Source organism: Peptidiphaga sp. (genome assembly GCF_057238965.1).
In genome coordinates this window covers 1-13,268 of record NZ_DBHHEV010000068.1, presented here as the reverse complement: position 1 = coordinate 13,268, position 13,268 = coordinate 1, and the positions used below count along the sequence as shown (strand labels likewise).

Genomic DNA, 13,268 nt, shown 5'->3' with positions numbered 1-13,268 from the left:
AATTGACAATCCTTTCTTCTAGCGTTAAGATGGTGGTGAAGGGAATCGAAGGGACGGAAGAAACCAAAGCGAGTTAGGCGGTCAAATGAACTCCGTTGCCGCGGGCCCGACGGCGTCTGGGAGCCGTGTCGGCCGCCCTGCGATTCTCGATGGGCGTGGGCTTCGGCCGCAGCGCCCTGGATCTCGTGCAGACGAAGGCTGCGCGCCGTCGATCGGCGCACGCGAGGGCGTTCCCAGCGACTGGTCGTCAAGGACCGGCAAAAGTCGCGTGGCGGGCTGTCTCGACACGATCGGGGAACTCATATCGCGGATGAACGAAGAAGACCTGTCTGGGCTTTCCGGGGACGAGCTTCTCGCCGACGCCGAGGCACTGGCCAAGCTGGTTTCCCGCCTCAGCGCGGTCCGCGGACGGATGCTCCTGGCAATCGACAAAAAGAGGAGTTGGCGCTCCTCGGGGACTCGGACGCTGACGCAGTGGAACGAGAAGGCCTCCGGCCAGTCTCCAGCCGCGGCTTCGCGAGAGATCAAGCGGGCCCAAGCCCTCGAATCCGAATTGCGGAAGCTGTCGGCGGCTTTGACGGACGGCGAGATCTTCCCGGAACACGTCGACGCCGTCCGCCGCGTGTTTTCCACCCCCGCCCTGAAAGAGAAACTGACTGAGGACGGCGTTCAAGACGAGTTGATCGCCTACGCCCAGAAGTGCGCCCCGCGCGAATTCGAACGGCGAATCAAATCCCGCGCCTTCACCCACGACGCCGCGTCGGGCGTGGAGGCGGAGAAGAAGGACGCCTCGCGCGAATCCCTCGCCTTCGCCCGCGAAGGCTCAGGCATGCGGGTCACGGGGTGGTTCTCGGACGAGACGGCGGCCGTCGTCGATACGGCGCTGAGCGCGATCATGGGGCGGAAAAGCGCCGACGACGTCCGGACGTTGCCGGAGCGGCGAGCCCGCGCCTTCGTCAAGCTGGCGACCGCGCAGCTCGACGCCGGAGCCCTCTCCACGGGCGCCCGCATCCGACCGCACATCTCGGTGCACGTGCCCTTATCGACCCTTGTGGACGTGGAAAAGTCCCTGAGCGGCACGGCCGGCTCTTTGCGCGGCGCGGCCAAAGCGCAGGCGGCCCCGGCCCACGGGTGCACGATCCTTGCGTCCGACGCCGGGAAAGAGAGCGGAAGCCGCGGCGGCGAAAGCCGGCACGGCGGAAACGGCGAGCGCGGATCTTGCACAGAAACCGGACGCGGGCAAGGAAGGCTGGGCCAATGCCTGACTTCCCTCGACAGCCAGGCGGAGCGACTCGGCAGCTTGCTCGGGGCGATCCCGGCCTCCATGGACGTCAAGGCGCTCAACGGGCTTGAACCCGCCAAACTGGATGACGGGTCGGCCCTGTCGATGAGCCAGCTGGCGCGATTGCTATGCGACTCGTCAATCGCCCGCGTCGTTCTATCGGCAACCGGGGAGGTTCTCGACGTCGGACGGGAGAAACGCCTTTTCACCCCCGCGCAAACCCGGGCGGTCGTCGCGAGGGACCGCACCTGTCGATACCCGGGGTGCTCGGACACTCTCGCCCACGGGCAGATTCACCACGCATTGCCGTGGCAAGCCGGAGGAAAAACGAACCTGGCAAACGCGATCCTTCTATGCTGGCACCACCACGCCCTCGTCCATCACGACATGATCTCCATACGCCACCACGACGGGGGCTTCGTCTTCACAAGAGCGGACGGGGCGGTCATCGGCATACGAAAACATGAAGGGAGGCGCGAAGAAGGCGTGCGAGCAGTGCCCGGATAGAGACGGCTTTGGTCTAGGCTTGTTGCTATGGGTCTCGCAGACATCGTCCGTCAGATCGAACGTGAGAACAACCGCCGCGGGATCGTCTCCCGCCGCAAAAAAGGGTGGCTTCCGCGGTTGTACCCGTACACGGGGTACGGTTCGACGTCGGCCGTCCGCGTCATGGCCCGGGCGCTCATGGCGAACCCAAACGCAACAGATTGGCAGATGGCCTTCGCGCAGCAGGCCAAACGCGGGTGGCGTCAGTTCTTCACCACCCAGGTCGGGTACCTCCCCGTCACCGTCACCGTCAACGGGCGCGACGTCGAGACCTTTACATCGGAGTCGGGCTACATCGACCTCCTCATCGAGGACCACGGGCTCGAACCCGGACGCCACTGCGCGACGATCACCCCCGCCGCGGGCGATCCGGTGCAGGCGCCGGTCATCGTCGTCGACCCCGGCGTGAGCAGGGGAATCATCTCCGACGTCGACGACACGATCATGATCACCTGGCTCCCCCGCCCGATGCTCGCGCTCTGGAACTCGTTCGTGCTGCACACCAACGCCCGAAAGGCCGTGCCTGGAATCTCCGAGTTCTACAAGGCGATCATCGAGCCCGGCTCCCCCGTCTTCTACCTGTCGACGGGCGCATGGAACACGGCACCCACCCTCAGCCAGTTCATCCTTGAACACGGCCTTCCCGACGGCCCGCTGCTTCTCACCGACTGGGGCCCCACGCCAACCGGCCTCTTCCGCTCCGGCAAAGAGCACAAAATGACGCAGCTGCGCAACCTCCTCATCATGTTTCCGCACATCAAATGGATCCTCGTGGGCGACGACGGGCAGCACGACCCGCTCATCTACGCGGATCTGGCGCGCGAACACCCCTCCCGCGTCGAATTCATCGCGCTGCGCCAACTCGACGCCGTCGAACAGGTGCTCACCCACGGAATGCCGGGAAGCCGCGAAGGCAAACTCGCCGGCCGCGCCAGCCGCCACGTGCCCACCGTCTACGGCCGCGACGGGTACGAACTCCTCGCCCGCTGGCGAGCGAGCATGTAACGCACCCTCACACCAAGCGCCACCCCGCAGCCGATTCGCGCTGCGCCCAAAAATCCGCGTACGTGCCGGGAACGGCGATCAGCTGCTCGTGCGTGCCCTCCTGCGCAACCTCGCCTCGGGAATTGAGCACGATCACCTTGTCTGCGGCGAGGATCGTTTCAAGCTTGTGCGCAATGACGAGGAGGGTCGAGTGGCGCCGCAGCTCCTCCATCGCCTCGACGATGTGCGCCTCGTTCTCGGCGTCGAGGGCGCTCGTCGCCTCGTCGAAGAGGACGATGGGCGCCCGCTTGAGCAACGCCCGGGCAACCGACACGCGCTGGCGCTCGCCGCCGGAAAGGCTGCGCCCGCCCTCGCCGACCCGCGAACTCCATCCCTCCGGGAGGCGCCGGACGATCTCGGTCACCCCTGCCAGGTCGGCCGCGCGGCGCAGCTCGGCGTCGTCGGCCCTGGGAGAGCCGATGCGGATGTTCGCCTCCAACGTGTCGTCGAAAAGGTAAACGTCCTGGAAAACCATCGAAAGCTGAGCCATGAGGTCCTCGGTCGTCAGTTCCCTGACGTCCGCGCCGCCGACCGCCACGGAGCCCGCGTCTACGTCGTAAAAACGGGAGACGAGACGCGCGATGGTCGTTTTGCCCGACCCCGACGGCCCCACGATCGCGCACATCGACCGAGCGGGAACCTCGAAGCTCACGCCGCGCAGCACCGGGTGCTCGCTTTCATAGGCGAAATCGACGTCGCGCAGGGCAACCGCGCCGCGGTCCGTCTGCTTCCGAGAAACCTCGGGGACCGCCTGCGACGGGGCGTCCATGACCTCGTCTATGCCGATCAGGCTTTGGCGGCGCTCCTCAAGGCCGAAAAGGGCGTTGGAGACGGCGTCGAGCATCGTCGTAAAACGCAGGCACATGCCGATCGCCGCGATAGCCTCCAGCGGCTGGAACTCGCCTCCGACGGCCAACAGGCCGACGAGGTAAACCATCGACGTGACGATGATCTGCGTGAGCGTCCCGGACATCAGCAGCCCCAGCGACGACCACAGCATTGCCGAGCGGCCCGCTTTGGCGTTCGTTGAAAATGCATTTTCCAGTCCGGCGGACGCGGCGTTGCATGACCTCAAAGCGCCCTGGCAGCGGGAGAACTCGACGATGCGGGAGGCGAGCTCCTCCTCGGTCGGCTCGGTCAAGGCGTGCCCCCGCGCGGTCAGCCGCCTGGCTGCGTTCATGAACAACGCGAGCAGCGGCGCGGCGAAAGTCATGAGCAGGCCCAGGCGCCAATCCCAGAACCACGCGCCGATCCAGATGACGAGGACGGAGGCAGCGTTGGAGAACATCGAGTACAGAAAATGGCCCGTCGCCTCCGCGAGGTTGACGAGCTCCTGGGAGGACAGGCGCGAGAGCCTTCCCGCCGTGTCCGCCTTGAACCACCCCAAGGGCAAGGTCGCGATCTTGTCGCCCACGGCGTGGTGAAGGGTGCGCATGAATCCGAGGGCACCCCGATACCCCGTGCGGATCTGCAGGAACTCGAGGATCGCCGCGGCCGCGCCGACGCAGGCGAGGACGACGAGCCACCTGCCCGCGCCGCCCGACGCGAGGGCCGTCGACGCCGGAAGAATTGCGAGCAGCGCCAATCCGGTCAGAGCCCCGCTCGCCGCGGCGAAGATGAGGGCGCGGGCCACCATCGCCCAGGACTCGCGGTCCATCAGCCGTCTGAAACTGGAGAAAAGCGCCCGGGGGCGGTTCATTTTCCTTCCTTCCCTTCTGCGGCGCGCACCCGGCCGCCTTCGAGGACGACGATCTGATCGGCCCCGCGTATCGATCCCGGCCTGTGGGCGATAACGAGCACCGTTTTCCCCCTCGCCAGCCCGGTCAAGGCCTGCTGGATCTCGGCTTCCGACTCCGGGTCGGCCATCGCCGTCGCCTCGTCGAGAATGAGGACCGGCGTATCGAGCAGCACGGCCCGCGCGATGGCGATTCGCTGCTCTTGCCCTCCGGAAAGGGCCGTGTCGCCGCCGATGACGGTGTCATACCCGCTGGGAAGGGCCATGACGACGTCGTCGATCCTGGCGACCCTTGCGGCTTCGCGCACCTCCTCGATGCTCGCGTCCGGCTTGCCCAGGGCGATGTTGTCGCGCACGCTCGCCTTGAGCAGCTGCGCGTCTTGGAGCACGAAGGAAACCGTCGAGAAAAGGGTCTCCTGCGACATCTCGCGCAGGTCGACGCCGCCGATTGAGATCGACCCGGAGTCGGGGTCGTCGAAGCGGGCGATGAGCGTGGCGAGGGTGCTCTTGCCGGAGCCGGACGGGCCGAGCAACGCGGTGACCGTCCCCGGCTCGAGGGTGAGGGAGACGCCCTTGAGCGCTTTGGTCTGCCCGTATGAGTATTCGACGTCGTCGACGCGCACCCGAATCCCATCGGGCTTGCGGGGATTCTCGGCGCTCGGAAGCACGGGGACGTCGAGCATCTCGCACAGTCGGACGGCGGCGCCGCCCGCCCTCTGGTAGGACCAGACGATCGTTGTGACAGTCATGATCGTTCCCGGCAGGACGAGCGCGATGAGCGTGGCGGCGAGCGCCTGCGGAACGTCCACGACGCCGGCGTCGATAAGCAAAGCGCCGCCTCCCAGATTGACGAACAGCAGCACCGGAATCGAAATCCACATCTGGGACAGGGCCGCGGTCGTCACGAGCGGCATCGCCCACGCCCTGTAGAACTTTCCGAATTTCTCAGCCTGCTCTATGTAGTTGGCGTGCGCATGGCCGACCCTGCCGAAGGCCTTGACCACCGCGATTCCCGCGATGAATTCGACCATCGTGGAGGAGACCCTTTCGAGTTTCTCGTCCATTTCCGCCGTCTTCTCCGCCATGCCCCTCAACGTCAGGCTGTAGGTGAGCCCGTACATCGGCACGGTGCATATGGACAGCAGGCCCAGGCGCCAGTCGAGCGTGAAGACGTACACGAGCAGGGCGAGCGGCGAAACGAGGGCGTTCGTCTTGTCGACGGGGCCGTGGGCGATGACCGTGTGGACCATCGACGCGTCGTCCTGGACCGCCTTGCGCACAGCGCCCGAGCCCTTGTCGGAGAACCACGCGAGAGGCGCGCGCGAAAGCCGCTCCACGATCGAGCGGCGCAGGCCGTCGCGCATTTTGAGGTCTGCCACGTGTGTGAGGAGGAGCGCGACGAAGTAGAGGCCGAGCCGGGCGCCGTAGGCGGCCAAGAGGAGCATGAGGACTCCGCGGGCCCGGTCCGCGTCGACCGGCGAATCCGTTCGGTAGGCGCTCAGCAGAAGGTCCCCCAGGCGGACGAGGGCGATGTAGGGCACGACGCCGAGCGCGGCCGATGCGACAGTGAGGAGCTGCGCGACGCCGATCCATCCCCTGACCGGGCGAGAAAGCCGCTTGACGGCGGACTGCCCCGCCCTCGCCTTTTCGAGGCTCTTTCGCGCCTTTGCTTCGCGATTTTCACTCACGTGAACGCCTTCCTGACGTCTGCTCGGCGGATGCGGCCGCACGCCTTCATGCGAACCTCGCCGGTAAGGGCAACCTAACGAGATTCAGGTTACACTTCCTGTTCCGAGGGGTCAATGCTCAGCCGCACGGCACAAGGCGCGCGTGGAAGTCGGCGGAAAGGGCTGCAGCAGCAGCAGCGGCGTCACCTGCTGAATGTTTGTGGAGCTTGCGGCCGAGGGAGGCGCCCGCGGCACAGCGGCGTCACTGTCGGCTTCGACAGGCCGGGCAGCGGCCAATCGCGCGGCACGAAACACGACGATGCATTAGCAGCGGCCAACCCCGCCGCGCAAAGCACGACGATGCATTAGCAGCGGCCAATCGCGCGGCGCAAAACACGACGATGCGTTAACAACGGCCAATCCCGCCGCGCGAAGCACGACGGTGCATTATAAGTTCCAAGTTTTGGCCGCCTTAATGCAAGAAAGTCCTTTTCACTGCAGATCGGCGCTCCGAGCCGCACCCGCCAGCAGGAGCCTCATCGTCCTTTCGGCGGCGTCGGCCAGAGCCTCGCGCCCGCCCGCGAGAGCCTCCTCCAGAGTGGTCACGCCCGCGACGATCGGCACGAGGCCGACGAAGCCGTGGCTGTACAGCTCCTCCACGCCTTCGCCGAGCCGCCCCGCGAAGGCGACGATCGGCACGCCCGCGGCCGCCCGCGCGACCCCTGACAGGGTTTTGCCCATGAGCGTCTGCCTGTCCATCGCCCCTTCTCCGGTGAAGACGAAGTCGGCCCCCTTGACGGCTTCCGCCAATCCGACGGCTTCCACGACGAGGTCCGCCCCGGACTGCAGCTCCCCGCCGAGAAATGCGGAGAAGGCGTAGCCCAGCCCCCCGGCTGCGCCCGCCCCCGGCGCCGCGGCGAAGGAGTCAAGGTGTCCGGCGGTCCTCGCCAGGCGCTCCAGGGTTCCGTCCAAGAAGGCGACGTCTTCCGGGGACGCGCCCTTTTGCGGCCCGTAAACGGCGGAAGATCCGCGCGGGCCGAGCAGGGGGTTGTCGACGTCGCAGGCGATCTTGAAGGTCGCCGCCGCGGCCCGCGGATCAAGCCCGGAGGCGTCGATCGAGTCGAGCCTCGCGAGGGAGGCGGGAGAGCCCTCGAGCTCGCGGCCCTCGGCGTCGAGGAAGCGCACTCCGAGGGCGCGCAGCATCCCGGCCCCGCCGTCGTTTGTGGCCGAGCCGCCGATGCCGAAAAGGAACTCGCGCGCCCCGCCGTCGAGCGCGGAGAGGATCATCTGGCCGACGCCGAACGTGCTGGCCTCGCGGATGCGGCGCCGCTCCGGCGGAACCATTCCCAGCCCGATGGCCTGGGCGCACTCCATGACGGCAAGCCCTTCGGAGAGGGCGAAACGGGCGACGGCGGGGCGCCCGTAGGCGTCCAGCACCGGCGCTTCGACGGCGGAAAGGCCGAGCGCGTCGGCGAGGGACTCGGTGAAGCCTTCGCCGCCGTCGGCCATGGGAATCTCCACGCACTCGGCGTCGGGCGCGACTCGGCGCACGCCCTCGGCCAGAGCCGCCGCCGCCTGCGCGGCGCTCATCGACTCCTTGAAACTGTCGGGAGCGCATACGATCTTCAATTGAACCTCCTGAGCCGCGCCGCAATGAAACTGGCAGCGCGGCAACGAAAACTGAAAGCGCGAGCCGCGGGGCCTCGGCGTGGACGCACGGGCGCCGAGGCCGTCGCGTTCAGCGGGCGCTCACTCCTCGGGCTCGCCGGGGCGAAGCTCGATGTCGGAGAGCTTCTCGTAGTACTTGAGCAGGCCGGAATGGTCGTCGGTCTCGAAGCCGTCTCCCTGGAGCACGCTCATCATGTCGCGAACCGCTGCGGTCAGCGGCAGCGGCGAGTTCACGCCGTGGCCCGTGTCGAGGACGTTGTTGAGGTCCTTGATGTGCAGGTTGATGCGGAAGCCCGGGGCGAAATTCCGGGCGAGCATCATCGGAACCTTGGCGTCCATGACAGTCGAGCCGGCGAGGCCGCCGCGGATCGCCTGGAACACGGCCTCGGGGTCCACGCCGGCCTTCTGCGCCAGCACAAACGCCTCCGCGCACGCCGCGATGTTGACCGCGACGATCGTCTGGTTGGCAAGCTTCGCGATGTTGCCGGCCCCGATGGCGCCGACGTAGGTGACCGATCCGGCCATGACGTCGAGGACGGGCGCGACCTGCTCGAACACCGCCTTGTCGCCGCCGACCATGACGGCCATGGTGCCGTCGATCGCCTTGGGCTCGCCGCCCGAGACCGGCGCGTCGAGCATGGGGATGCCGACTTTGGCCAGTTCGTCGTGAACCTCGCGCGAAACGAGAGGAGCGATGGAGGACATGTCGACGTAGACGAGGCCTTCGTGCGCGCCTTCGACGACCCCGTTCTCGCCGAGGGCGACCGTCTTGACGTGCGGCGAGTTGGGAAGCATCGTGATGACGAGCTCCGAGGCGAGGGCAGCTTCTTTGGCGTTCGCGACGGCGGTGGCCCCCTGGGCCACGAGGTCATCGACCGCTTCCTTGTGGAAGTCGTTGACGTAGAGCTCATGCCCCGCCTTGACGAGGTTCTTGGCCATTGGGCGGCCCATGATGCCGAGGCCGATGAAACCGATCTTCATGGAAATCTCCTTAGTGCTTGATTCTGGGGCGTGGCGGCTCCTCTTCGGTGAGGCGCCTGCAGTCACACTGCAATTCTATAACAAAGATCCGCATACCGACACTCTTTTTTCCGCTTTGCGGACTCTCTATTCCGCTCTGCGGACTTCTATTCGGCGAAGGGGCAGCGGTCGACGACGGGCGCGCGCCGTCAGGAGGGCTGCGCCGTCAGGAGGGCGTTCACTCGTCTAGGATTCTGCGGCGGCGCAGGCGGCGGCGTCGGCTCGTCATCGTCTTTTCGCGCCGCCATTTCTCGCCCCTGCGTTTGTCAAGGCGGACCTTCTCGCGCTGGGCCTTGTCGAGGCGCATCGTCCGCTCGACGGCCTTGGCCCGCGCATATTCCTCGAAGCTCACCCGGACGCGCTGAGTGAGCGAGTAGTCGTTGTTGACGGGCAGCTTCCATTTGAACCGGCGGGCCGCGACACACAGCACCCCGCCCACAGCCATGCCGGAGACGAGGGCGAGGAAGGGCTTGTGCAGGTTCCAAAGGACGATCGCCGGCCATGTCGCCACGAGCGCGCCCGTCGCGTACAGTGTGTTTCCCCCGAAGATCGCCGGGGTCCTTCCCACCGCGATGTCGCGGAACATGCCGCCCCCGACCCCCGTGATGACGCCCAGAAGCATCGCCGGGCCCACCCCGTAGCCGGCGTTGAGCGTTTTGATCGCGCCGGTGGCCGCCCACGTGCTCACGACGAAGGCGTCGGCGACGATGAAGAAGCGGTTCCACCATTTGCCCGTCATCCGCATGGCGAAGGCGATGAGGGCGCCCAGGAACGCCCCGCCGATGTAGAACGGGTTTGTCAGCGCGACGGGCGGGCCCTTTTGCAGCAGGGCGTCTCGCAGCATCCCCCCGCCCAAAGCCACCATGACGGCGAGCGCCACGAAGCCGACGAGGTCGAAACGCTCTTCGCGCGCGACCATTCCGCCGAGCACTCCGGCCAAGACCACTCCGAAGACGTCGAAGAAAGTAAAAGCGTGTGTGAAGATCTGCGCGACAGTCACGTCAGGCCCGCCCTAGAGACTCAGAATTCGACGGCGGCCGCCTCGATTTCGTCGTCGTTCTTCGGCGAGAACTTTGCCTTCGCCGACGAATAGCCGGCCCCTGCGGCGCCGCGCGCCTTGCCGACCCCGGCCTGAACGGGCTTTGAGTTCCAGACCTTCGAGCTGACCTTGGCGATCTGCTCGTAGCGCTGGCGCCCGGCGCGGGCTCCCAGAACGTATCCGGCGGCCAATCCAAGCGCCAGAGACTTCACTCCCATAATCACTCCTAACTGTGCGTGTTGGTTCATCATCGATTTTATCCGTCGATGCCGATCAAAGCTCAGAAGAGCCGCGCCCCCGTCAAATATGACCGAAGCCACATCTTATGGCTAGACTACTGCCAGGAGGAACGATGAGCGGAACAACGACGTCGGCACACAGTCCTGCGATCAGCGACGATCGCCTGAAAGCCGCCACCGGGCGGTCGCGCCAGCGATGGTTCGCGCTTCTCGACAAGGCCGGGGCCGAGAGCTGGGACCGACGGCGCATCGCGCGCTGGCTGGGCGTCAAGCACGAGGTCGACGCCTGGTGGGCCCAGTCGCTCACGATCGACTACGAACGCGCCCGGGGTCTTCGCCAGGGCAGGACCCGCAAGGGCCCCCTGCGCACTAGCGCATGGAAGACGATTCGGCGCCCGGCAGAGGCCGTGTGGCCGTTCCTCGACGACGACGACCTTCGCCGCGACTGGCTCGACTGCGAGTTCGGGGTGCGCGGGCGGACCCCCGGCAGGTCGCTGCGGCTCGAGGCCGCCGACGGCTCGCTCATCACGGTGGGCGTGCACGAGCTCGAGCCGACGTCATCCGGCGAAAGCCGCACTCAGATCTCCGTGGAGCATTCGGGTTTGCACGACGCTGCCGAGGTCGCCGAGACCAAGGAGTTCTGGAAGGCCTGCCTGGCCCAGCTCGCCGCGCAATTCGAGTGACGCGGGGGCGCATGGGAGAATTGGCCCGTATGCCTCAAGACAATTCCTCCGCCGATCCCCGCCCCGCGCCGTCAGGCACAGGGGCCAACGCGAATTCCGCCCGTCCCAGCGGGGAAGCGGGAGACCCCAAAAGCGCCGGAGCCCCCGGAAGAAAGCGCCCGGATAGAAGGTCCAGTCATAAGCGCGACAAGGGCGACGGCGCAGGCCGCGAGCGGGGCCGCGACAAGGGCAGCGAGCGCGGCCGCAACAGACGCAACGGCGACAAGCGGCGGGCGCCCGCGCCGCTCACCGCCGAGCAAGTGGAGGCGCGCAAGAGATCAGTGCCGAGCATCGCCTACCCCGATCTGCCCATTTCCGCCCGCCGAGACGAGATCGCGCGGGCAATTCGCGACAACCAGGTCGTCGTCGTCGCGGGAGAGACCGGGTCGGGAAAAACCACCCAGCTGCCGAAAATATGCCTGGAGCTGGGCCGCGGAACGAGCGCCATGATCGGCCACACGCAGCCCAGGCGCATCGCGGCCCGCGCTGTGGCGGACCGGCTCGCCCACGAGCTCGGCGTCGACCTCGGCGCACAGGTCGGCTACCAGGTGCGCTTCACGGAGGAAGTCTCCCCCGGCACCCTCGTCAAGCTCATGACCGACGGCATCCTGCTCGCCGAAATCCAATCCGACCCGGAGCTTGCCCGATACGACACGATCATCATCGACGAAGCCCACGAGCGCTCCCTAAACATCGACTTTCTGCTGGGATACCTGGTCCGCCTCCTGCCGCGGCGGCCCGACCTCAAGGTGATCATCACCTCCGCCACGATCGACACGCAGCGCTTCGCCGAGCATTTCAACGCACCCGTCGTCGAAGTCTCCGGGCGCACGTACCCCGTCGAAATCCGCTACCGTCCGCTTGTCGGGGACGACGGCGACAGCGAGGCGATCGACCAGGCGACCGGGATCGTCGAGGCCTGCGAGGAGCTCATGGCCGAAGGGCCGGGCGACATCCTCGTCTTCCTCTCGGGCGAAGGCGAGATTCGCGACGCGCAGGCCGCCTTCGCCGACGAGCTCGGACGCAGGCACATCGAGCCGGGCGGGCGGTCCTCGGTTCCCGACGCCGTCGAGGTGCTCCCCCTGTATTCGCGCCTGTCGGCGGCCGAGCAGCATCGCATTTTCGAACGGCGCCCCCATCGCCGCATCATCCTCGCCACGAATATCGCCGAGACCTCGCTGACCGTTCCGGGCATCCGCTACGTCGTCGACCCGGGAACCGCTCGAATCTCGCGCTACTCCGCGCGAACCAAGGTCCAGCGCCTTCCGATCGAGCCGATCTCGCAGGCCAGCGCGAACCAGCGCGCGGGCCGCAGCGGACGCGTGGCGGACGGCATCTGCATCCGGCTGTATTCGCAGGAGGACTTCGACGGGCGCGAGAAGTTCACGCAGCCTGAGATCCAGCGAACCTCCCTCGCGTCGGTCATCCTCCAAATGCTTGCGCTTCGATTGGGGGACGTCGCGGATTTTCCGTTCATCGACCCTCCCGAGGAGCGGGCCGTGCGCGCGGGCGCCCAGCTCCTGACCGAGATCGGGGCGATAGACGGCGGGGCCCGCCTCACATCCGTCGGCCGGCGGCTGGCCAGGCTCCCCATCGACCCTCGGCTGGGGCGCATGCTCCTGGAAGCGGACAAGAACGGCTGCGCCTCGGAAGTGCTCGTGCTGGTCGCCGCCCTGTCCGTCCAAGACGTGCGCGAGCGCCCCGCCGAAAAGCGCCCGCAGGCCGATCAGCTGCACGCCCGCTTCACGGCGCGCTCCTCCGACTTCCTCGCGTACCTCACCCTGTGGCGTTACCTCAACGTCCAGCGCCGCGAGCTCTCCGGCTCCGCGTTTCGTCGAATGTGCCGCGCCGAGTTCCTCAACTATCTGCGCTTTCGCGAATGGGCCGACGTCGTCGCGCAGCTGCGCCAACTCGCCAAACCCCTCGGCATTGACGCGGCGTCCATCGGCCTGCCCAGCCGCGCGCAGATCAGACAGGCCGGGGAGAATGGCGCCCCCGCGCTCGGAGGCGCGCCCAATTCTGGCGCCGCGGCCGCGGCGTGCCGGGATTTCGGGCGGGGAGCGGACACTCCCGAAGCGGGCGCGATCCATCGCTCCATGCTCGTCGGGCTCCTGTCCAACCTCGGCAACTATTCACAGCGCTCGCGCGATTACGAGGGCGCCCGCGGCGCCCACTTCGTGATCTGGCCGGGCTCGGGGCTGAGCAAGCGAACTCCCGCATGGGTCATGGCGGCCGAGCTGGTGGAGACGTCCAGGCTTTTCGCCCGCACGGCGGCCGCGATCGAGCCGCAGTGGATCGAGCCTTTG

Annotated in this window: 10 protein-coding genes; 4 read left to right on the top strand and 6 right to left on the bottom strand. The window is 67.1% G+C overall.

Going from position 1 to position 13,268, the window contains the following annotated elements; all coding sequences use genetic code 11:
* The first annotated feature begins 310 nt into the window (after positions 1 to 310).
* The gene (locus ACO48X_RS08465; RefSeq protein ID WP_485001649.1) at positions 311 to 1,789 is read left to right on the top strand and encodes an HNH endonuclease signature motif containing protein; all 1,479 of its coding nucleotides are present in this window, start codon (positions 311 to 313) and stop codon (positions 1,787 to 1,789) included.
* 27 nt (positions 1,790 to 1,816) lie between these two features.
* A complete protein-coding gene (locus ACO48X_RS08460; protein WP_485001648.1) occupies positions 1,817 to 2,833 on the top strand; it encodes an App1 family protein phosphatidate phosphatase in 1,017 nt (338 codons plus the stop codon).
* Between the two features lie 7 nt (positions 2,834 to 2,840).
* Here the strand turns inward: ACO48X_RS08460 and ACO48X_RS08455 are convergent, their stop codons facing one another.
* From ACO48X_RS08455 to ACO48X_RS08430, 6 genes are all read right to left on the bottom strand, one after another.
* Entirely contained in the window at positions 2,841 to 4,571 is a 1,731-nt protein-coding gene (locus ACO48X_RS08455) for an ABC transporter ATP-binding protein (RefSeq protein ID WP_485001647.1), read from the bottom strand.
* Positions 4,568 to 6,295 (bottom strand): ABC transporter ATP-binding protein, encoded by a 1,728-nt coding sequence (locus tag ACO48X_RS08450; RefSeq protein ID WP_485001646.1) that lies wholly within the window; start codon positions 6,293 to 6,295, stop codon positions 4,568 to 4,570. The genes ACO48X_RS08455 and ACO48X_RS08450 overlap by 4 nt, the downstream gene beginning before the upstream one ends.
* A 471-nt stretch (positions 6,296 to 6,766) precedes the next feature.
* Positions 6,767 to 7,903, bottom strand: a complete 1,137-nt coding sequence (locus tag ACO48X_RS08445) for a glycerate kinase (protein ID WP_485001645.1) — start codon at positions 7,901 to 7,903, stop codon at positions 6,767 to 6,769.
* A gap of 120 nt (positions 7,904 to 8,023) precedes the next feature.
* Entirely contained in the window at positions 8,024 to 8,923 is a 900-nt protein-coding gene (garR, locus tag ACO48X_RS08440; protein WP_485001644.1) for a 2-hydroxy-3-oxopropionate reductase, read from the bottom strand.
* A 217-nt stretch (positions 8,924 to 9,140) separates the two neighbouring features.
* Positions 9,141 to 9,962: a trimeric intracellular cation channel family protein gene (locus ACO48X_RS08435; RefSeq protein WP_485001643.1), complete on the bottom strand. Its 822-nt coding sequence runs from the start codon at positions 9,960 to 9,962 to the stop codon at positions 9,141 to 9,143.
* 20 nt (positions 9,963 to 9,982) lie between these two features.
* A complete protein-coding gene (locus tag ACO48X_RS08430) occupies positions 9,983 to 10,219 on the bottom strand; it encodes a hypothetical protein (protein ID WP_485001642.1) in 237 nt (78 codons plus the stop codon).
* Between the two features lie 134 nt (positions 10,220 to 10,353).
* Between ACO48X_RS08430 and ACO48X_RS08425 the strand changes: the two genes are divergently transcribed.
* Both ACO48X_RS08425 and hrpA read left to right on the top strand, forming a co-directional pair.
* On the top strand, positions 10,354 to 10,923 hold the full coding sequence (locus ACO48X_RS08425; protein ID WP_485001641.1) for a hypothetical protein: 570 nt from the start codon (positions 10,354 to 10,356) through the stop codon (positions 10,921 to 10,923).
* Positions 10,924 to 10,952: 29 nt separating this feature from the next.
* The coding region (gene hrpA, locus ACO48X_RS08420) for an ATP-dependent RNA helicase HrpA (protein ID WP_485001640.1) at positions 10,953 to 13,268 on the top strand (2,316 nt) is incomplete at its 3' end.

What these genes read in the sequence shown, in the direction of transcription:
- ACO48X_RS08455 (WP_485001647.1), bottom strand. Translation starts at nt 4,571, where the DNA reads ATGAACCGCCCCCGGGCGCTTTTCTCCAGTTTCAGACGGCTGATGGAC.
- ACO48X_RS08460 (WP_485001648.1), top strand. Translation starts at nt 1,817, where the DNA reads ATGGGTCTCGCAGACATCGTCCGTCAGATCGAACGTGAGAACAACCGC.
- ACO48X_RS08465 (WP_485001649.1), top strand. Translation starts at nt 311, where the DNA reads ATGAACGAAGAAGACCTGTCTGGGCTTTCCGGGGACGAGCTTCTCGCC.
- garR (WP_485001644.1), bottom strand. Translation starts at nt 8,923, where the DNA reads ATGAAGATCGGTTTCATCGGCCTCGGCATCATGGGCCGCCCAATGGCC.
- ACO48X_RS08425 (WP_485001641.1), top strand. Translation starts at nt 10,354, where the DNA reads ATGAGCGGAACAACGACGTCGGCACACAGTCCTGCGATCAGCGACGAT.
- ACO48X_RS08430 (WP_485001642.1), bottom strand. Translation starts at nt 10,219, where the DNA reads ATGGGAGTGAAGTCTCTGGCGCTTGGATTGGCCGCCGGATACGTTCTG.